This window comes from Brevibacillus sp. MCWH (assembly GCF_013096935.1).
Classification (GTDB): Bacteria; Bacillota; Bacilli; order Brevibacillales; family Brevibacillaceae; genus Brevibacillus; species Brevibacillus aydinogluensis.
This window is the reverse complement of sequence record NZ_SDLF01000005.1, coordinates 82,174-101,633: the sequence shown is the minus strand read 5'-3', so window position 1 is coordinate 101,633 and position 19,460 is coordinate 82,174. Positions and strand designations below refer to the sequence as shown.

The 19,460-nt window shown below is 55.6% G+C and carries 23 protein-coding genes; 13 read left to right on the top strand and 10 right to left on the bottom strand.

All coding sequences use genetic code 11. The features are described 5' to 3' along the window. Positions 1 to 2 precede the first annotated feature (2 nt). Both ETC00_RS06385 and ETC00_RS06380 read right to left on the bottom strand, forming a co-directional pair. A complete protein-coding gene (locus tag ETC00_RS06385) occupies positions 3 to 1,169 on the bottom strand; it encodes a DUF294 nucleotidyltransferase-like domain-containing protein (protein WP_171565123.1) in 1,167 nt (388 codons plus the stop codon). Further along, positions 1,066 to 2,406, bottom strand: a complete 1,341-nt coding sequence (locus tag ETC00_RS06380; RefSeq protein ID WP_171565122.1) for an ammonium transporter — start codon at positions 2,404 to 2,406, stop codon at positions 1,066 to 1,068. The genes ETC00_RS06385 and ETC00_RS06380 overlap by 104 nt, the downstream gene beginning before the upstream one ends. A gap of 248 nt (positions 2,407 to 2,654) precedes the next feature. On the opposite strand from ETC00_RS06380, the gene ETC00_RS06375 reads away from it, so the two are divergent. Next, a complete protein-coding gene (locus ETC00_RS06375) occupies positions 2,655 to 3,212 on the top strand; it encodes a histidine phosphatase family protein (protein ID WP_171565121.1) in 558 nt (185 codons plus the stop codon). 89 nt (positions 3,213 to 3,301) lie between these two features. On the opposite strand, the gene ETC00_RS06370 is transcribed toward ETC00_RS06375, so the two are convergent. Then, positions 3,302 to 3,460, bottom strand: coding sequence for a hypothetical protein (locus ETC00_RS06370; protein WP_171565120.1), 159 nt, complete (start codon positions 3,458 to 3,460; stop codon positions 3,302 to 3,304). Between the two features lie 151 nt (positions 3,461 to 3,611). On the opposite strand from ETC00_RS06370, the gene ETC00_RS06365 reads away from it, so the two are divergent. Beyond that, positions 3,612 to 3,998 carry a toprim domain-containing protein gene (locus ETC00_RS06365; protein WP_171565119.1) on the top strand — a complete coding sequence of 129 codons (387 nt, stop codon included), beginning with the start codon at positions 3,612 to 3,614 and terminating at the stop codon, positions 3,996 to 3,998. Positions 3,999 to 4,033: 35 nt separating this feature from the next. Further along, the gene (locus tag ETC00_RS06360; protein ID WP_171565118.1) at positions 4,034 to 4,240 is read left to right on the top strand and encodes a hypothetical protein; all 207 of its coding nucleotides are present in this window, start codon (positions 4,034 to 4,036) and stop codon (positions 4,238 to 4,240) included. Between the two features lie 33 nt (positions 4,241 to 4,273). Here the strand turns inward: ETC00_RS06360 and ETC00_RS06355 are convergent, their stop codons facing one another. Beyond that, on the bottom strand, positions 4,274 to 5,053 hold the full coding sequence (locus ETC00_RS06355) for an undecaprenyl-diphosphate phosphatase (RefSeq protein WP_171565117.1): 780 nt from the start codon (positions 5,051 to 5,053) through the stop codon (positions 4,274 to 4,276). A 236-nt stretch (positions 5,054 to 5,289) separates the two neighbouring features. Between ETC00_RS06355 and ETC00_RS06350 the strand changes: the two genes are divergently transcribed. The 5 genes from ETC00_RS06350 to ETC00_RS06330 all read left to right on the top strand — a co-directional run bounded on the left by ETC00_RS06350 (position 5,290) and on the right by ETC00_RS06330 (position 9,251). After that, the gene (locus ETC00_RS06350) at positions 5,290 to 6,189 is read left to right on the top strand and encodes a CvfB family protein (protein ID WP_171565116.1); all 900 of its coding nucleotides are present in this window, start codon (positions 5,290 to 5,292) and stop codon (positions 6,187 to 6,189) included. A gap of 187 nt (positions 6,190 to 6,376) precedes the next feature. Continuing rightward, the gene (locus ETC00_RS06345; RefSeq protein WP_171565115.1) at positions 6,377 to 6,718 is read left to right on the top strand and encodes a hypothetical protein; all 342 of its coding nucleotides are present in this window, start codon (positions 6,377 to 6,379) and stop codon (positions 6,716 to 6,718) included. 226 nt (positions 6,719 to 6,944) lie between these two features. Further along, positions 6,945 to 7,475, top strand: coding sequence for a group II intron maturase-specific domain-containing protein (locus ETC00_RS06340; protein WP_171565114.1), 531 nt, complete (start codon positions 6,945 to 6,947; stop codon positions 7,473 to 7,475). Between the two features lie 858 nt (positions 7,476 to 8,333). After that, the gene (locus tag ETC00_RS06335) at positions 8,334 to 8,714 is read left to right on the top strand and encodes a hypothetical protein (RefSeq protein WP_171565113.1); all 381 of its coding nucleotides are present in this window, start codon (positions 8,334 to 8,336) and stop codon (positions 8,712 to 8,714) included. A gap of 42 nt (positions 8,715 to 8,756) precedes the next feature. Continuing rightward, the gene (locus tag ETC00_RS06330) at positions 8,757 to 9,251 is read left to right on the top strand and encodes a hypothetical protein (RefSeq protein WP_065067756.1); all 495 of its coding nucleotides are present in this window, start codon (positions 8,757 to 8,759) and stop codon (positions 9,249 to 9,251) included. Between the two features lie 190 nt (positions 9,252 to 9,441). Here the strand turns inward: ETC00_RS06330 and ETC00_RS06325 are convergent, their stop codons facing one another. Genes ETC00_RS06325 through ETC00_RS06315 form a run of 3 tightly spaced genes read right to left on the bottom strand, consistent with a single transcriptional unit; the run spans position 9,442 to position 12,924 of the window. Next, positions 9,442 to 11,388 carry a TRAP transporter permease gene (locus ETC00_RS06325; RefSeq protein WP_171565112.1) on the bottom strand — a complete coding sequence of 649 codons (1,947 nt, stop codon included), beginning with the start codon at positions 11,386 to 11,388 and terminating at the stop codon, positions 9,442 to 9,444. Beyond that, positions 11,389 to 11,919, bottom strand: a complete 531-nt coding sequence (locus tag ETC00_RS06320; RefSeq protein WP_171565111.1) for a DUF1850 domain-containing protein — start codon at positions 11,917 to 11,919, stop codon at positions 11,389 to 11,391. It lies immediately after the preceding gene. 6 nt (positions 11,920 to 11,925) lie between these two features. Continuing rightward, the gene (locus ETC00_RS06315) at positions 11,926 to 12,924 is read right to left on the bottom strand and encodes a TAXI family TRAP transporter solute-binding subunit (protein ID WP_171565110.1); all 999 of its coding nucleotides are present in this window, start codon (positions 12,922 to 12,924) and stop codon (positions 11,926 to 11,928) included. 202 nt (positions 12,925 to 13,126) lie between these two features. Between ETC00_RS06315 and ETC00_RS06310 the strand changes: the two genes are divergently transcribed. The 3 genes from ETC00_RS06310 to ETC00_RS06300 all read left to right on the top strand — a co-directional run bounded on the left by ETC00_RS06310 (position 13,127) and on the right by ETC00_RS06300 (position 16,572). Further along, positions 13,127 to 14,413, top strand: coding sequence for a sensor histidine kinase (locus tag ETC00_RS06310; RefSeq protein ID WP_171565109.1), 1,287 nt, complete (start codon positions 13,127 to 13,129; stop codon positions 14,411 to 14,413). 4 nt (positions 14,414 to 14,417) lie between these two features. Then, positions 14,418 to 15,338, top strand: coding sequence for a response regulator (locus ETC00_RS06305; protein WP_171565108.1), 921 nt, complete (start codon positions 14,418 to 14,420; stop codon positions 15,336 to 15,338). Between the two features lie 178 nt (positions 15,339 to 15,516). Next, complete coding sequence (locus ETC00_RS06300) at positions 15,517 to 16,572, top strand: tetraprenyl-beta-curcumene synthase family protein (RefSeq protein WP_171565107.1); 1,056 nt, start codon at positions 15,517 to 15,519, stop codon at positions 16,570 to 16,572. Positions 16,573 to 16,582: 10 nt separating this feature from the next. On the opposite strand, the gene ETC00_RS06295 is transcribed toward ETC00_RS06300, so the two are convergent. Next, positions 16,583 to 16,756 (bottom strand): DUF5325 family protein, encoded by a 174-nt coding sequence (locus ETC00_RS06295; RefSeq protein WP_171565106.1) that lies wholly within the window; start codon positions 16,754 to 16,756, stop codon positions 16,583 to 16,585. 119 nt (positions 16,757 to 16,875) lie between these two features. Here ETC00_RS06295 and ETC00_RS06290 point away from each other — a divergent pair, with 119 nt between their 5' ends. Continuing rightward, positions 16,876 to 17,496 carry a PilZ domain-containing protein gene (locus ETC00_RS06290; protein ID WP_171565105.1) on the top strand — a complete coding sequence of 207 codons (621 nt, stop codon included), beginning with the start codon at positions 16,876 to 16,878 and terminating at the stop codon, positions 17,494 to 17,496. A 101-nt stretch (positions 17,497 to 17,597) separates the two neighbouring features. On the opposite strand, the gene ETC00_RS06285 is transcribed toward ETC00_RS06290, so the two are convergent. Further along, positions 17,598 to 17,801: a hypothetical protein gene (locus ETC00_RS06285; RefSeq protein WP_171565104.1), complete on the bottom strand. Its 204-nt coding sequence runs from the start codon at positions 17,799 to 17,801 to the stop codon at positions 17,598 to 17,600. A gap of 31 nt (positions 17,802 to 17,832) precedes the next feature. Next, positions 17,833 to 18,054 carry a hypothetical protein gene (locus ETC00_RS06280; RefSeq protein WP_171565103.1) on the bottom strand — a complete coding sequence of 74 codons (222 nt, stop codon included), beginning with the start codon at positions 18,052 to 18,054 and terminating at the stop codon, positions 17,833 to 17,835. A gap of 128 nt (positions 18,055 to 18,182) precedes the next feature. On the opposite strand from ETC00_RS06280, the gene ETC00_RS06275 reads away from it, so the two are divergent. Beyond that, positions 18,183 to 19,340, top strand: a complete 1,158-nt coding sequence (locus ETC00_RS06275) for a PQQ-dependent sugar dehydrogenase (protein WP_171565102.1) — start codon at positions 18,183 to 18,185, stop codon at positions 19,338 to 19,340. Positions 19,341 to 19,460: the final 120 nt, after the last annotated feature.

Genomic DNA, 19,460 nt, shown 5'->3' with positions numbered 1-19,460 from the left:
CCCTATTCCGGGTACGCGGCCAGCATTTTTTTTGTCCATTTCTGCAACCGCAGCGCCAGCTTCATTGCCTCGCGCAGCATTGAGAGCGTATCTGACGACAACTCCGACAGTTTGACGTAGCTGTTGCTGGCGTAGGTGCCGTCCCGCCAGTGCAGCGGAGCGATCAGCCTAAGGCCCAGCAGCAGCCGGAAGTGGTGCTCCACCTCCCGGCAGAACGCCACCGGCCAGATGCCTGCTTCCCGCAGGGCAGCCAGCCGCTCCAGCGTGGAGGCGGCGTGAATGCCGTGAGCCAGGGCGAAGTGGCGGACGACGTTGACGATCGGCAGATACACGCCGTATTTTAGGTTGATCGCGCCCTGGTAGCGGCCGGTGATGTCCGGAGCGATCCGGCCCAGCCACGTGAGCGGAATCCGGTGGAAGCGGGTGTTGCTCACAAGCCTGCCGATCAGAATCGGGTTGTGGGCGAGCAGCCTCCGGTACTGCTTGATCAGCGGGGCGACCACATCCGGCTCCCCCCAGAGGATGCGGGCGTCGCCCACCAACAGGAGATAGCGGGCGTGCTCCCACACCGGATCGGCAGCCCAGGCGGCGAGGCGCTCCATCCATTGGTCCGTGCTGCCGCGCCAGCGGGCCGACACGCAGGTGACGTTGCCCCGGCAGGGCGGATAGCCTACTTGTTCCAAGCCCTGCACGATGGCAGCCCCCAGCAGGTGAAAGTAGTTTTCCACACGCTCCATCTCCCGTTTGTCCATGCCGTCAAGAATCCGGTAGACAAGTCCGTTGTCCTGATCGCTGATGACGGCCTGTTCGCTTCGCCCGCCGCTGCCAAACTGGAGAAAGGCGAACGGGACGGGCGGCGTGCCTACGCCCATTTTCGCCAGGTGGCGCACGGCGAGCAGCACGCCCTGGCGGATCACCTTGTCGTGGATCAGATTGACAGTCACGGCGTACGGTGCCATTTCCCCGGCCCGATTCATCCCTTCCAACCGGGACAGGTTCAAGAGCTCCCGGCGCAGGGAGAGCAGTTCCTGAAACGAACCGGCGTCCGCGATGCGGTGACAATCCTCAAGTGAGAGAATGAGTGGATCGCCTTTGTGGGGCGGAAACGTAAGGGCGTTCCGATTGCAGCAGTTCGGGATATCCGTATCCCCCGTGTTCGCTAAGGTCAAGGCCCATCACCTCTTCTTCTTCGGTTACGCGAAGTCCCATCGTTTTCTTCATGATGGCGAGAATGACGTACGAAGCGACAAGCACATACACCAGCGCGGCAAATACACCCAACGCCTGAACGCCCAGTTGGTGGAAGCCGCCGCCGTAGAACAGGCCCGGCATCCCGACGCCCACTTTTTCTACCAGGGCGGGAGCGGCAAAAAAGCCGTTGGACAGCGTTCCCCAGATGCCGGCGATGCCGTGGACGGAGAAGGCGTAGATTGGATCGTCAATGCCCATCCGATCAAACCAGATGGCAGTATAGAATGTAAGAATACCTGCCACGGACCCGATGACAATCGCAGCCCACGGTTCCACAAACGCGCAGGAAGCGGTGATTGCCACCAGGGCGGCCAGCACGCCGTTCAGCATGCTCGGGATGTCTGCTTTCCCCGTGACAGCCCACGCGATGCCCAGAGCGGCAACCGCACCGGACGCGGCCGCGAGGTTGGTCGTCAGCGCCACATGGCCAAAGAGGCCGGAGACGGAGCCAAACGCAGACCCCGCGTTGAAGCCAAACCAGCCAATCCACAAGATGATGACCCCCAGCGTGGTGTAGACCTGATTGTGACCGGGTATCAAGTTGGAACTGCCGTCTTTGTTGTACTTGCCGAGGCGCGGCTTGAGCAGGATGGTGGCGACGAGAGCGGCGGTTGCTCCGGTCAGGTGGACGACCGTCGATCCGGCAAAATCCTGTTTGCCGTGGTCCGCCAGCCATCCGCCCCCCCAGATCCAATGGCCGACAACCGGATAAATTAAGATCGTATACAATATTCCGAAAACGACGTAGACAGAAAGTTTGGCGCGCTCGGCGAAGCCGCCCCAGGCGATGGAGAGGGAGACGCCGGCAAAAGCCAGTTGAAACAGGAACTTGATCCCGACCGGAATGTTGGCGAAGGAAAGGGATTCGTAGGCCGCAGCCGCCTGTTCCTCCGTTCCGTTGAAGAAAAAGCCGGTCAGTCCGATGAACGAATTGCCGTTGCCAAACGTCAGGCCGAAGCCCAGGGCCCAAAACGCCAAGGTGCAGATTCCAAACGTCAGGACCGTCTTGCCGGCGATGTGTCCGGCGTTTTTCATGCGCGTCGACCCAGCCTCCAACAGCGCGAATCCGGCCTGCATGAAGATCACCAAAATGGCGGAGACCATCACCCAGGTGGCATCCACTGCGGAAGCGAGAAGAGGCAGTGTCGGTTCCATGTAATCCACTCCTTTTTTGTGTCAGATAATCTGACATGTTAATTTTTTATGTTAGATTATATGACGTGAGATGGTGGAATGCAATCATTTTTTCGCAAGGCTCGTACATCTCTGCAAAGAAATGAAATGATGACAATCACTGCACCATCCGGGACGAACATGTCGGTGTCGGGTTAAGGTACACGTCAAGATGGAATCCGCAATGATACAATAAAACAAAATATGGGAATCCCTGGGGGGAGCATCTGATGGGAACCAATCTGTATCTTGTGCGGCACGCCCATTCCGTTTATACGCCGGATGAAAGAAACCGGCCATTGTCCGAGCGCGGCTGCCTGGACGCGAAAAAAGTAACCGAATTGCTCAAGCGGAAAAACGTCGATCATGTCATATCAAGTCCGTACAGACGAGCGATTCAAACCGTCGAAGGCATAGCCCATTCCATTGGGAAAGCGGTGGAGATCGAGGAAGGGTTCAAGGAAAGAATCTTGTCTGATAAACCCGTGGAGGATTTTCAATACGCTGTCGCACGGGTGTGGGAAGACGAGCATTTTTCATGGGAAGGCGGGGAGTCGAATGCCGCTGCCCAAAAACGGGGAATCAAAGCAATCGAGCAGGTTTTAACCAGGTTTTCCGGAAAGAACGTCGTCATCGGCACCCATGGCAATTTGATGGCATTAATCATGAATGTGTTTGACAAACGGTACGATTATCATTTCTGGCAACAACTTTCCATGCCCGATATCTACCGATTGTCATTTGACGGCACAGAATTGCGGGAGGTCAGCAGGGTGTGGGAAGGCTGACAAACCGGGTAACTGCGGGAAGCGATTCGCTCCCTCGGTACCAAAACAGCCGCCTTGTATAAGACGGCTGTTTGAGAGACAAGCGGTCCTTACATGGGCCGGGGCTCGGGCTGCTCCTTCTGCTTGCGCTGCTGCGAAGTTCCCTGGTTGTCTTCCGTGTGCGTGTCGTCAGCGATTGTGCTGCTCGTCAGGCCGGTGACAGCCAAGCCTTTCTGGTTCAAATTTTTGGCGCTTTTCCACTGTGCCATGGTGCACGCTCCTTTCCCCCTGGTTCACCTCTAGCTTCCCCCGGCAGGCGTCTGTGTTACGCAGCCAGATGTTCCCGGCGGTCTATTTCCGGCCGCTTTTGGAACGGGTATACTAAACGTATCACCTCGCTGGAAAAGGAGGCGTGGCCGCGTGGAAGAACGTGTCATTATTGTCGAGGGAAAAACGGACAGGGAGCGGCTTCTGCAGGTTTTGGCCGAACCGGTATTGATTTACTGCACATACGGGTCGTACAGCGCGGACAAGGCGGGGCGGCTTGCGGAAAAACTGGAGACGGCCGACGAGGTGTACGTGTTTACGGATGAGGACCACAGCGGAAAAAAATTGCGCAGGCAGCTATCGGACGATTTTCCCCACGCCCAGCATTTGCATACAAGGCGGATGTTTGCCCAGGTGGCCAACACACCGTTGGATGTGCTGGCCGAAATTCTGGAGCGGGCGGGCTTTCAGGTGCAGGACCGACAGAGGGACCCGGAAGTTTGGCCGGACGGGGATAAGAAGCGGCCGCAGGGGCAATAACAACAGTATCTGCACAAGTGGGAGGTGTCTGTTGGTTGCGCAGTCTGGTCGCCTTTATCAACCGGATGAACATCGGGATCTGGCTGTTGGGCATTTTTGTCGCTCACGTCCTGCTCTACCTGTTATTGGGGACCGCCACCTGGCTGGCCACATCGCTCCTGGCTACGGCGTTTTACGGCCTCGTGCTGCTGGTGGCCAAACTGGTGGCCAGCCGGTACGGAGACAAGGAGCACATAAAGTGAAAGAGCCGGCGGCAGCGCCGGCTTATTGTTTGGCTATCCGCCGAAATACTGCATGCCGAGGATGATAATGCCCAGGACCCAGACATAAACGGCAAAGCCTTTCATCGAGCCGGTGCTGATGATCTTCAGCATCCAGCGTATGGCCACGTATCCGGCGATGGCGGCACACATCGTACCCACCAGCATCGGAATCATCGCGGCCGTTTCCACCGGTTGCCTGACCAGCTTGAGCGTCTGCAGTCCGGTTGCTCCCAGAATGGCCGGAAGCGACAGCAAAAAAGAAAAGCGAGCTGCATCGGCGCGATTGATGCCGCGCATAAGCGAACCGGCAATTGTCAGGCCGGAGCGGGAGATGGCGGGCAGGATGGCGGCGCCTTGCAGCGTACCGATGATCAGGGCGTCTGTGTAGTTGATCTCGTCGAACTTCCGCGTCCCCCTGCGCATTGATTCCACTCCCCAGATAATCACGCCGGTGGCGAGAAACTCCCACCCGATCGTCACACCGGTCCGGGAAATCTCCTCAAAATAGTCTTCAAATGTCAGGCCGATGACGGCAGTGGGAATGGTGCCGACGACCAGCAGGCGGGCCAGTTTGCCGGTCGGGTTAATCAGGACGTGACGAATCTCCGGCCAAAACACAATGACGACGGCGATCAGCGTCCCAAAGTGAAGCATCGTGTCAAAGAGCAGGCCGGCTTCCTGCAGACCGAACAGCTTGCGGAACAGCACCAGATGACCGGTGCTGGAAATCGGCAGGAACTCCGTCAACCCCTGAACAATGCCGAGAATGATATGTTCCAGAAGCACAAGCATCACGAGTCGCTCCCATCTATTTAGACTGGAAATAACTGCTGGTAATTACGACAGTCGTCATCAGTTGGTTACACATCAAAACAGGTACAACCGGTACAATCCATACATATTGCAACCGTCGGCCGGACTTGCCTGATTAGCCGAATTTTCTGCGGGATGGGCAAAAAGGTGTGGAATGGATTGCCGCCGGTTGGGTATAGTTAGGATGCAAACAGGAGAGAGAGGAAAGGACGCAAATGAACAAGAGGCACAACAAAAACCGGGTGCACACCGCTCTGACCCACCTCCAGGCGGGCATGACCGTGACGATGACGGTGGCGCGGCAGACGGATTTCGGCTATTTTCTTCACGAGGGAGAGGCGGAGGTGTTTCTCCACCGGAGCGAAGCAGACGGTCCGCTCCGGGTCGGTGAAGAGGTGGACGTCTTTCTCTACCACGACCATGAAAATCGATTGGCGGCTACCATGCAGATGCCCTATGTATCGTGGGGCGAGTACGGCTGGCTGGAAGTGGTGGATGTGTCCCCGCGCCTGGGCGTATTTTTGGATAACGGCATCAAGAAGCACCTGCTGCTGTTCGTGGACGATCTCCCCAAGATGCGGCAGGAATGGCCTCGCGCGGGGGACCGCCTGCTGGTAACGCTGAAGCGGGACAAGCAGGGACGTCTGTTGGCCAGGCCGGTGTCGGAGGAGGAAATCAGCCGGATTGCCGTCCCGGCCGACAACGACATGCACAACAAGTGGGTAGAAGGCACGGTCTACAAAGTGATCCAGGAGGGAGCGTTCCTGTTTACGGACGACGAGCATGTGCTGTTCGTCCACCGCGACGAGATGACGGAACCGCTTCGCCTGGGGCAGTCGGTCCGCTGCCGAGTGAGCTACGTGCGCGCAGACGGCCGGTTGAACGGCTCGATGCATGCGCGCAAGGAAGTCCGGTACGCAGAAGACGCGGACAAGCTTCTCCACTACCTGATCGACCGGGGCGGGGCGATGCCGTACACGGACGACACCCCGGCCGACATCATCCGGGAGAAGTTCGCGATGAGCAAGTCAGCCTTCAAGCGGGCCCTGGGCAAGCTGATGAAGGAGCAAAAGGTGGAGCAGGACGAAGGCTGGACAAGATTGATTCGCAAGTAAAAAGACGGGTCCCTAAACAGGGGCCCGTCAGTGTGTAGACGAAGTCCGTGGTGCATGGGGTGATGGGGGCGACTCGCTTGGCCCAGGACATTTCATAAAAGTCATACCCCCCCCGGAAAAATTCATTAATGGAATAGATTACAAATTTTGATATTTTAATAGTGACCACGAGAGGAGGAGGTTGGCAATGAAAAGCAACTGGTTTCAAATATGGGTAGGAATTTTACTTTCGATACTTACAGTGGCGGTTGTTTACGGAATTGTTTCGATTGCAGAGACTGCAAAAGAGACGTCAAGAGAAATCATCTATCATCTTCAGACGAAACCGCAGTTATCAGAGCCGCTCTTCGCTCAGGATGGGGCGTTGTCCAGCGGTGATGCTGTCATGATGCATTCCACTTCGGCGAATGGCGACAAGTTTTTATGGATATACGACACCACGAGCAAAAAGATGGTTCTGTACCGATTTACACTCGACGGATCCGTTTATAAAAAAGGTGAAAAAATTCTTGAGCAAATGTTAGAGTAACAAGCTGTGTTTAACCGTTTTCAGCTTCCGATTTGGCCAAACCACCCCGTGAAACATGAAGGGAAATCCAAGACCCTTATTCACCCCATTGGACAATACTGATGCAGCGTGATAAAAAAATGTAGCTCTCCGACTTGGCCCGTCTGGGATAAGAGGAGAGCTATTCAACATCTATGTCCGCTCCAAACGTGCGGGTGAACGTGTAAAGGCAAGCGTGGAGCGATACTTGACCAGGGTTCTCAAACTCAAGGTAAATCAACAGAAAAGTGCGGTGGATCGCCCGTGCAATCGGAAGTTTTTCGGCTTTAGCTTTACTCTGGGAAAGAAAGCACGGATACGCCTGCACCCCAAATCGATCACCCGGTTGAAAGAACAGATTCGCCAATTAACCAACCCACATTGGAGCATGACCATGCAGGAGCGGATTCAAAAACTCAACCAGTACCTCATGGGATGGATCGGGTATTTTGCGCTAGCCGAGGCGAAAACCCATCTCCTGCGAATAGAGGAATGGATTCGCCGAAGGCTCCGACTCTGTCTATGGACGCAGTGGAAACGAGTTCGTACGAGGTACCGCGAACTTCGTTCGCTTGGCCTTTCTCACAACAGAGCACTGGAAATCGCAAACACCCGAAAGGGGGCATGGCGGACAACAAAATCCCCGCACATGCACAAAGCCCTTGGTATTGCCTACTGGCAACAACAAGGGCTGATGAGTTTGATACAGCGATATTTCACACTTCGTCAAGCTTGGTGAACCGCCGTATACCGGGTCGGTACGTACGGTGGTGTGAGAGGACGGGGGTTAGCCACCCCCTCCTACTCGATTAGACAAAATGTCCGTTGCGGGGAGAACACGTTTCCGTCATTCGCTCCGTGCTTTACCCACCGAACACAAGCTAATGCTCGCGTTCGGCGGGGCCCGTGCTCGCCCAGCGGGGAAGCACAAACTGCACGCTCCTCATCGATTTGCGGGGGAGCGCCAAAGCCGCATCACTACGCGGCCCATTCAGAGGTGGCGCTCCTTTTTTCCGCAAATCGCTGCTCCGCTCGGTAGGGCTCACAAGTCGCTCTGTCTGGAAACGTGATTCTCCTTCGGCACAATCGGTTTGTCTTCAGTCTGGACGGGTCCCTGGAGAGGGGACCCGTTTTCCATGTCGGGTGTAAATTGTGGTGGTTCTGCAAACAGGATGATCCCGCGAAACGCGCCTGTAGATGGAGAAAGACAGGCATCACACACTTATGATGAAACGAAAGTGGTCTTGTGTCCGTCAAAAATTGTAAATAGTATCGCACTAAAGGATGCACCTGGAACCTAAATGAATGTCTCTCATTCCACAAGCTGTACATTCCGCTTTTGTTCCCTGTCCCGGAAACATTTCGCGAACACATTTTTCAGAATCCCCTTTGCATCAAAGAAATACATATCGAATCGTTGCTTTGTTGCTCCAGAAATTGGTACATCAAGTTCCATTGGAGGATGTGTACAGACGGCAACGGTGTCGTAAGCAAATTACAAATTTTTGGTTATTTTGAAAATATAGGATTCACACACTCATCATGGATGTGATAACCTTTTATATGTAAATTTTGTAAAAATACTGGAAGGGTTTATGTGAAAAAAATGAAGATGATGATGTTGGCCATAAGTCTAACCAGTGTCGTAGCTACTTCAGCATATGCGGCCAATATTTATTTTGAACAGGGAACAGGAGTTAGTATCTCATACGACAGTGATAATACACAATGGAGAAGTGATGCAGTTACCATTGGTTCGTATGGGACAAAGTATGCTAGAGCCTATACAGAAATATGGGGGGCGGTAAAAAGCGAGGATACAAAGAAAGCAAGAAAGAATCAGGGACAACAGCTTATGCTAGTGCATACTGCCCAATTGGATTGGATGACACTTATGCCACATCGAATCATAGAATTTGGTGGTCTTCTAGTGACGCTGATTCAATTACTACGTCGGATCGAACAGAACTTTAGTTAGGCAAATTTCGTGAAATCACTTAGAAAAGAGGAGGTTTTTTCGTTGAAAAAGCGCATGGTACTTTTACCTTCACTGCTCACAGTGGCAATACTAACAGGTGTCGGAATTGGAATTGCACCCTACTATGTTGAAGCGCAAAAGAAGGAAAGCAAAAAAATCAAACATGAAGACAAAATAAAGAATCATCGATCAGAGAAGACAAACAAGTTGCTGGAAAAGACATGGAATACCGCAATGAAAAAATTCAACATCGATACAAATGGCTTGGAGCAGGTAGATTATGCGGACAACCATCATATTTGGGACAAACTTGATACGCGCGAACAGGTCAGCTACACGGAAGCATTGCATCAAGCAATGTCTCACCATAAGATTGGCGACTATGAGCCTCTTTTGTTAGTCGATAAGGATGTAACCCAAACAACGATCCTTTTCCAACGTGGGGACGACAAAACATCAGTGAAAATAGAATTGAAGTCCAAGACTGGCGACAACGGTAAGGAATGGTTTGTTGACGGCCAACCGGAAGAAAAGTAGTCAAAAAGGGAAACGAAGTCTCACCCCATTGGACAATACTGATGCAGCGTCATGAAAAAATGTAGCTCTCCGACTTGGCCCGTCTGGGATAAGAGGAGAGCTATTTTTTTGACTGCTTCGCGTAAAAAAGAAACAGGCTGTCGAAATGGCATCGACAGCCTGCAGTTTTATGAAACCATTAGCACCTGGCTTAGGAAGCGATCTGAATCTGCTGATTTTCCTTGCGCCCCCTGAAGTAGGAGAGACCAAACACGAGCGCCAGCAGGGCGAAACCTGACAAGTCGGTGGCAAGTCCGGGCATTACGGCCAAAACGCCGCCTGCGACAGCCAGGAGACGCTCCAGCGGATTCAGCTTCGACATCCAGAAGCCGATCAGACCGGCGCCAACGCCAATCATGCCGAGCGTGGAGGTGATCAACACCCACACCGATTCCCAAAACGTGGTGTCGATCAACAGCAGCTGCGGCGACAGGACGAAGATGTAGGGCGCCATAAAGGCTGCGATGGACAGCCTCGTCGATTCCACGCCAGTCTGGATCGGTTTTGATTTGGCGATACCGGCCGCAGCGAACGCCGCCAACGCAACTGGCGGGGTAATGTCGGCAATAATCCCGAAGTAGAAGGTGAACATGTGCGCGGCGATGTCCGGCACGCCCATCTGGATGAGGGCGGGAGCGGCAATCGTCGATGTAATGATGTAGTTGGCCGTGGTCGGTGTGCCCATCCCCAGGATCAGCGACGCGATCATGGTGAAGAACAGGGTGAGCAGCAGAATGCCGCCCGCCAGGTCGATCAAGCCGTTGGCCAGTTTCAGCCCGATACCGGTCAGCGTGACCATCCCGACAATAATGCCGGCACAAGCCGTTGCCGCCACCACACCCAGAGCGGTGCGGGCGCCGGAAGCGAACGCTTCCAGAATGTCCGCAAGCGACAAGCGCGTCTCTTTGCGGAATGCGCTGACCACGATTGTGGACGCGATTCCGATGATGGCGGAACGCTCGGCAGAGACGCCCATCATCAGTACGACGATGATCACCAGAATCGGCAGCAGCAGATACAGTTTCTTCAGCACCTCTTTTTTGTTCGGCAGCTCTTCCGGGGTCAGACCGCGCAGCCCGAGGCGCTTGGCTTCAAAGTGCGTCATGATCCAAATGCCGGTGAAGAACAGAATTGCCGGCAGCGCAGCCGATTTGGCGATCTCCATGTACGGAACGTTGATGAACTCCGCCATCAGGAAGGCGGCGGCGCCCATGATCGGCGGCATGATCTGACCGCCGGTGGAGGATGACGCTTCGACGGCGGCGGCAAACTCGGAGCGGTAGCCCAGGCGTTTCATCATCGGAATGGTGAAGGCGCCGGACGTCACCACGTTGGCGACGGAGCTTCCGCTGATCGTTCCCTGCAAGGCGCTGGAGAAGACGGCCACCTTTGCCGGTCCGCCGATGCGGCGCCCGGCGATGACGAGCGCCAGATCGTTAAAGTATTCGCCTACGCCGGTCTTTTCCAGGAAGGCGCCAAACAGGATGAAGAGAAAGATGAACGTGGACGACACCCCGAGCGGCGTGCCGAGAATCCCTTCCAGCGTGTAGAAGGAATGACCGATAATCCGGCTGACGTCATTGCCGCGGTGCTCCAAAAAGCCGGGCATGTACGGCCCGAAGTAGGTGTACAGCAAAAAGAAAGCGGCGATGATGGTGATGGGCAGGCCCACGACACGGCGTGCGGCCTCCAGCACCAGGAGGATGGCCGCGCCTCCGATTACCATGTCAAACGTGGTGTAGTTCCCGGTGCGCAACACCAGCCCGTCGTAGTCGAAAACCCAGTACAGCGACACCAGAACGGCGACGATGGACAGGATGATGTTGACGATTCCCACCTTGCCGTCAGCTTGCCCTTTCGAACGTCCGGCGTAGAGCAGATAGACCAGCCCCAGGCCAAACGCCAGGTGGATGGGGCGGTGAATTTGCGGCGGCAGCGTCAGGAAGAGCGTGCTGACCAGTTGGTAGACGGAAAACAGAACCAGCAGGACAAAGGTGACCCATTTCATCGGCCCGGACAGCTGACGCACGGCGGATTCCTTGTCGTACTGAGCAATCAATCGTTCCATTTCCTGTTGACTCATCTGTTGCGTGCTCATCTAGTACCCTCCAATCGCTTGCAAAATGGAGCGCTTCTCCACCCGGATCGTTACCGCCGCGCCGGGATTGTCCACGTCGGCGAGCGGAATTTCCCGTCCGGAAAAAAGCAGTGTATGATTAGCCCTTACCTGTCCGATGAACAGATGGAGGGCGGGGTAGGCGCGGTGCATGTTGACGATGCGAAACAAACCATTTTCGCTGATCAGTTGTTCATCGTCAGCCAGTTGGGTTTCCATGCCGATCCCGTAATCCTGAAAGGTCAATTCGGATAAAATGATCTGCCCGTTTTGGACGCGGTACGTCTCCACGACGGGCGTGCGGTTGATGGAATGAGTCCAGCGTATGGCAAATGTGCCGTCGTCGGCGATTTGGCTGCTCCACACCAGCCGGTTCGTCTCCGTGTCGCGGATGACCAGAGCGGGGAAAATGGGGATGAGAGTCGCCAGAATCACAGCGGTCAATAAAAGGAAGGAGAAAAGGCGGAACGACGTCCGCCCTTTCCCGGTTCCTACCTGGTTGTGCAGAAACATGGGGTCTTACTGTACGCCTTTTTCGTCAAAGAACTTTTTCGCGCCCGGGTGTACCGGCAGGCTGACGCCTTTCAGCGCGTCCTCAATCTTGATTTCTTTTGCCTTGGCATGTCCCAGTTTGTCCGTGTTCTCAAAGATCGCCTTGGTCACCTTGTACACCAGGTCTTCACTTAAGTCAGAGCGGACGATGAGCATCGACTTGACGGAGACGGTGTTGACTTCTTCCGGTACGGTCTGGTAGGTGTTGGCCGGGATTGTCGTTTTTACGTAGAACGGATACTTCTGGATCAGTGCGTCAATCTTGTCATCGTCAACCGGAATGATCGTCACGCCTGTCGTGGCGGCCAGTTCGGTAATGGCTGCAGTCGGTGTGCCGGCCGTCTGGAACGCGGCGTCCAATTGGCCGTCCTGAATGGCTCGCGCAGAGTCGGCAAAGGAGAGGCGCTGCAGCTTCAGATCGTCAAAAGTCAGGCCGTACACCTCGAGGATTTGCTGGGCGTTCATTTCCGTTCCGCTGCCCGGAGAGCCGACGGAGACGCGCTTGCCTTTCAGGTCAGCGACACTTTTAATGTTGCTGTCTTTGGCGACGACGATCTGAATGGTCTCGTTGTAGAGGGCGCCCAACGCCTGGAACTTGTCGATTTTGCCGTCCTGCTGGAACATGTTGGTGCCTTGGCTTGCGTATTCGGCGATGTCGTTTTGGATAAAAGCAATATCTGCTTGATTGTCGCGGATGAGACGGACGTTTTCTGCCGAAGCGCCGGTTGCAGTCGCTGTGGCCGTTACCCCGGTGTTTTTCTTGATGAGATCGGCCATGCCCCCGCCAAGCGGATAGTAGGTGCCGCCGGTACCGCCGGTTGCGATGATCAGTTGGCTCGGATCGCTGCTGCCACCGCCGGCATTGCCGTCCTGGCCCCCTTGCGCATTGTTCCCGCCGCCACATGCCGTCACGAGCGACATCGTGAGGAGCAGCGTCAGCGAGAGAAGCAGACTGCGTTTTTTCATGAAAATTCCCCCTTATGCAAATAGTCTTTCCATAACCTTATAGTACCCTTTTTTTGTCAGAATACAATCATTTTGCGGGATGAAAGGGACTATCTACCCACGAGTGTAAGCGCTTCCCTACAAAAAACTACAAAAATCTATGCAAAAGTTATAGTAAAATAAAATAATGTCGAAACCTTCTTGCAACGAAAGTGGAAAACCGATGAGAGAAAGCGTATACATTTTGATGCTGATGCTGATCGCCGTGCCAATCGCAGGCGAGTTGAAATTTCATCCGTTTCAGGACGATTTTCGTGTGAGTTTTGGCACGACTGCTTTTTTCTTTTTCCTGTTGTGGCTGCGCAAGGTTCCGGCGTATGTGAGTGGGGGGCTGACGGGCTGCCTGGTGGTGCTGTTTCGGGTTGCACTGGATTGGGCTGTGTCCGATCGGTTTGATCTGGTTTCCTCCATTCACATGCACCTGCCCGCCTTTTTCTTTTACGTGACGTATTCCTGTCTCTTCTCCCTGTTTCGTGTCAATGAATGGCACCACCGCCCGCTGTTGGTCGGCGGGCTGGCGACGCTGGCGGAGATTGGGGGCAATCTGGTGGAACTCTGGTTTCGCGCGTCGTCGTGGGAGGCGGTGCTTCAACTTTCGGTAATCTGGCCGGTGTCGGCGATTGCGCTGATTCGCAGCTTTTTCGTGCTCAGCTTTTTCAACGTGATCCAGCTCCGTCAGGCGAAGTGGATGGAGGAGCAGCAGCGCATCCGCAGCGAGCGCATGCTGATGCTGATCGCCAGCCTGTACGAGGAGTCGATTTATCTGAAAAAAACCTTGCAGCAGGTGGAGGAAATCACGCGGGAGTGTTACGATCTGTACCGCAAAATGAAGGACACCGCCCGCGACGAGAACGACGAGGCCTTCGCCCGGCAGGCGCTGCGCATCGCCGGGCAGGTGCACGAGGTGAAAAAGGACAACCAGCGGATTTACGCCGGTCTGTCCAAGCTGATTTCCGATGAAAACGCCAGGGACTACCTGCCGCTGGGAGAGCTGATCCGCATCATCGTCCGCGCCAACGAAAAGTATGCCCGCCTGCTGGGCAAGGACATTCGCTTCGAGGCTCGCGTGGATATGCCCCATTTATCCTGTCACATCTACACGACCTTGTCGTTGGTAAACAACCTCGTTGCCAACGCCGTGGAAGCGATCCGGGAGCGCGGCACGGTGGCCGTCTCCGCCACAATGGACGAGAGACAGGAGTGGCTGCGGTTATCGGTCAGCGACGACGGCCCGGGCATTGCTGTCAAAGACAAGGAACTGCTGTTCAAGCCCGGATTTACCACGAAGTACGACGTGTCGGGCCATCCGTCCACCGGAATTGGACTTTCGTATGTCAGGGAAGTGGTGGAAACCCTGCAGGGAAACATCGAGATTTGCGAAAACACAGACGGGTACGCCACTGTCTTTATCATTCGCCTGCCGGCGGCCCATCTCGTGCAGAAAGGATGATGACATGCGCTATTTTATTGTAGATGACGATCCGGCCATCCGTTCGATGCTGGCACATATCATCGAGGATGCAGATCTGGGGGAAGTGGCCGGTGAAGCGGAGGACGGTTCGCTGATAGACAAAAACTACCTGGAGTTGAAGGGAGTCGACATCCTGCTGATCGACCTGTTGATGCCGAACCGCGACGGGATTGAGACGGTTCGCCACTTGTCCGGCTTTTCCGGCCGCGTCGTGATGATTTCCCAGGTCGAATCCAAAGACATGATTGCGGAGGCGTACTCCCAGGGCATCGAATACTACATCACCAAGCCAATCAACCGACTGGAGGTGATCAGCGTCCTGCAAAAGGTGCGGGAGCGCATCCTGCTGCAGCGCTCCATCGAGGGCATCCAGCGATCGCTCAGTGTCTTGACCCAAGGCGCGGGCGGCGAGCGAAAAGAGCAGCCAGTGCCGGACAGGACGATCCGCACGGCGGGCAAATTCCTGCTGACGGAATTGGGGATGATCGGGGAAAGCGGCAGCAAGGATTTGCTGGACATGCTGGACTACCTCTACCGGATGGAAAAAGAAGAAGCCGGCGATTACAAGTTTCCCGCCCTGAAAGACATCTTTGCCAGCGTGGCTGCGGAGAAATTGGGCTGGCAGGCGGCGGCCGCCGACGTGCAAAAAGAGGTAAAGGCTGCGGAACAGCGGGTGCGCCGGGCAATCTATCAGGCGCTGACCCACCTCGCGTCACTCGGGTTGACCGACTACGCCCACCCGAAGTTTGAAAGCTACGCGACTACCTTTTTTGACTTTACCGAAGTGCGCAAACGGATGAAGGAGTTGGAGACCCATATCGAACCGGCTCCGTCGTCCATCCGGATCAACGCAAAAAAATTCATCCTGGTGCTGTATCTGGAGGCCAAACGGCTGATCGGATAGTTTGCTGTTCCCCGCATGGCGTTCTTTCCTCCGTCCATTCTTCCGTCCATGCCTGGTGGCAGAAGGTGTTCCCCTTCTTTTCGGAAGGTGTGAAGAAATTGGCACGCACGCGGCAACAATGAGGAGAAGAGAGGGTATTTGTGGTAAGATAGTGCTATGTGTATAAGGAGGGAATGACGTGAGGGAACTACGACATCCGTGGCAGCTGTTGTACAGGATCTACCGTCATGTTCGTCCTGTGCTGGAACGGGAGTTTGCCGCCTGGTACCGGCGGGCGCAGGCGATTCCGGACCCGGAACTCCGCAAGCAGGCGCTGTCCAGCATGGAGACCAAGAAATTCCACTGCGAGGGCGGGTCCGTCTACGCCGCTCAGGTGGTCCCTCACGTTGAGGTCGTCGTACCGCTCATCGTAGCCTACCAAACGATCAGCGATTACCTGGACAATCTCTGCGACCGCAGCACGTCGCTCGATCCCGAAGACTTCCGGCAGCTTCATCTGTCCATGCAGGACGCCTTGACACCCGGTGCTCCGCTGCAGGATTACTACCGGTTTCACAAGGAAAAGGACGACGGGGGTTTTTTGGCCGACCTCGTGCTGACCAGCCAGCGCCATGCCCGGCAGCTTCCCGGCTACAGCAAAATCATGCCGCGCGTGCTGGAACTGTCCCGCCTTTACAGCGACCTGCAGGTGTACAAGCACATCGCTCCCGATCAGCGGGAGAAACAACTGCTCGCCTGGTGGGACGGGCACAAGGAGCGGCACCGGGATCTGTACTGGCAGGAGTTTGCCGCCGTTACCGGATCGACCATCGGCATCTTTGCCCTGTTTTGCCTGGCGACAGAGCTGCACGTCCCGGACGAAGAGATCGAGGCGGTCACCGCGGCTTACTTTCCATGGGTGTGCGGGCTGCACATCCTGCTGGATTACCTGATCGATCTGGAAGAGGATCGCTTGGGCGGCGATCTCAATTTTGTCAGCTATTACGCCTCGGAGCAGGAAGCGACGGAGCGGATGCGGTACTTTATACAACAAGCAAAGGCAAGCGTCGACCACTTGCCCAATCCTGCGTTTCACCGTATGATCGTAGACGGCTTGGTCGCCTTTTACCTCGCCGATCGCAAGGTAAACCGGAGCCAGCCGCACATTTACACCATTGCCAGAGAGCTGTTGAAACAGGCCAAGGGGTTTACGTCCGTGCTGTTTTACGTGAACAGCCTGCTCGTTCGGCGTTGAGGCCATAGGGTCAGCGCATGTGTTTGCGCTTGTAGGTAAAGCCGAGTCCCATCAGGACGATCGCTCCGACGATTCCGACCACCACGCCGAGCCAACTGCGTTCACCGATGGCCACTCCTACTCCGATGAAGCACGCGGCCACGGCAAGTGCCAACGCCAATGTAATCCATTGATAACGACTCATGGGTTCTGTAACCTCCTATCTGTCAATGTTCCCATTATACCTCATTTTCCGTGAAAACGATCGCGTGAGTCTTTCCGGAAAAGCCGGCAAATTTTAGTGTGAAGTGGTGGAGACTGCAGATGGAATGCATCTTGCAAATTCGAAAAGGCAAGCAATTATTTGAAGGCAGCGTTATCTATGAAGAGGGCGACCTCATCGAGGCTGTCTTTCCCGACCAGGTGGACGTGACGGTGGGGGACCAACTGCCTTGTGTGCGAACCAGCGACTACGACACCATCAACAATTTTGAGGCGGTGGTGCTGGCAAAAGAACGCAATCGTCTCTTTCTGTTCCACTCGCCGACCGTCATGGAATTTCGCGAGCAGCGCCGTCGATATCCGCGGTTTGACATGGACGTCCAGGGATGGGTCCAGTATCAGTCCGTCGATTCCGCAGCGCCCAATGCCTTTTTCTATCAAAAGGTGAATCTCGTCAACCTGAGTCTGGGGGGATTGGCGATCCGCGCCAACAAGCCCGTTCCCGACGAACGGAAGCTGTGCTTCTACGTGGAGCTGTACGGCCGCAATCGCGCCGATGGCATCGTTCAGGCTGACCTGCAGGTGATCCACGAGCGTGTCGAGGGACCGCATTACTTCTACGGCTGCAAAATTGTCGGCATTGGCTCCAGATATTTTCACACGTTGCGCAAGTACCTGCTGCAGCGGCAGTTGGCAGAACGGAGGGTGGCTCAACCGGAATAGCGGAATGCAAATTGGTTCTGACAGGGAACCAATTTTTTTCTGTCTGCCTAAAAGAGAAGGTTAGGGGGCCGGCGCCCCTCATGGGAACGCCGGTCCGCTTGTCAACGGCTTTGACGAGACTTGCCATCTGCACCAAAGACATGCCGGAGCATGGTGTACCGGACAGCAGAGACGCTGCGGAACACGAAGGCAACGTGATCCTCGTGCGGCTCCAGATGGTAACGCGTAATGCCGTGGCTGGTCAACACCCGGATGAAGTGCACCGCGTCCTGGAGACGAACGGCAAAGTACAGATGCTTCGTCATGGCAATCACCTCCTTTCCGAGAGAGAGGTCATTACACATGCGGATACGGAAGGCCGTCAAAGCCGAATGTCCGGAAAACAAGTTGGTATTGGCGTGCGGGCAACTCCGGAAACACCAGGGCTACGTAGCCGTCTGGGATGCTGATGATGCGGTGTGTCTCTTCCAGCACAAACGGAATTCGCAGGCGGATCAATTTGCGCGTATAGCGGGGAAGACGACTTTTCCGCACCAAGTAGAAGCAGGAATGCACCATGAATCACGCTCCTTCCGAAAGGGAGCGTAGCAGAAAAGGCTGGAAAAAAGTATAAAAAGCCTGCGGGAGTTTTGTTCAGGAGGCGAAATGACCAAACTGACTGAGAAGATGGCTGTCGGAGGGATGAGATGAGGAAGTGGATGATGGCAGCTGCTGCGGCTATCGCCTTGACGGCTGCCGGCGGGTGTGAAGCAAATAACGCAGAACGGCAGGAAAGACCAGCTGTGGAACCGGTCGTCGCGGCGCCCCGTCCCACGGTGCTGGCGGATGAGGAGGTGCCGTATACGCCGGAGACGCTGGCAGACAACGTGAACGTGCCCTGGGCGCTGGACGTCGCCCCGGACGGGCGCATCTTTTTTACAGAACGGCCAGGGAGCGTGCGCGTGATCCAGCAGGGCAGGCTGCTTCCGGAACCGCTTATCACCTTTCCCGCGCCGTTCACGAGCGAAGGGGAAGGCGGTCTGTTGGGGCTGGCCGTCGATCCGGATTTTGCCGCCAACCACTGGCTGTACGTGTACCACACCTATCGCCAGGGAGACAGCACCTACAACCGTGTCGTGCGGCTGCGGGAGGAGAACAATCGGGCACGGGTGGACAAGGTGCTGATCGACGGGATTCCGGGGGACGTGATTCACAACGGCGGACGACTGAAAATCGGCCCGGACCGTCGGCTGTACATCACCACCGGCGATGCCCGCGTCCCGGAACGGGCACAGGACCTCTCCAGTCTGGCGGGGAAAATTCTGCGCCTCAACCTGGACGGTACGATACCGGCAGACAATCCGTTTCCGCAATCACCGGTGTACAGTTGGGGTCACCGCAATCCGCAGGGGATTGGCTGGAGTCCTTCCTCTGGCCGCATGTACAGTTCGGAGCACGGCCCTTTCGCTCACGACGAGCTCAACCTGATCGAGCCGGGGGGCAACTACGGCTGGCCGGTCATCCAGGGGGATCAGCAAGCTGCCGGTATGACTGCGCCGATCCTGCACAGCGGCGACACCACCTGGGCCCCTGCGGGAATGACATTTGTGACCAGAGGACCGTGGCGAGGACGGCTGTTGGTCGCCAATTTGCGCGGTGAACAACTCCTGAATGTCGCCCTGGACCCGGGGAACCCTTCTGTCGTCCAATCGTTTTCGGTGTTTTACCAAAACAAATACGGTCGGCTTCGCGATGTCGTGGAAGGGCCGGACGGTTCGCTTTACCTCCTGACCAGCAACCGGGATGGACGCGGTGAGCCTGGGCCCGGAGACGACCGCATCATTCGGCTGAGACCTGGACGTTAGCTGCTTCGGTGCGGCGATGATCGACAAAAATGCCCAATCGTTTATGATTGGGCGTTCAGCGTGTAGACAAGTCCGCGGCGCATGGGAGAGAGGGCCCGCTCGCTCGCTTGACGCCAGCAC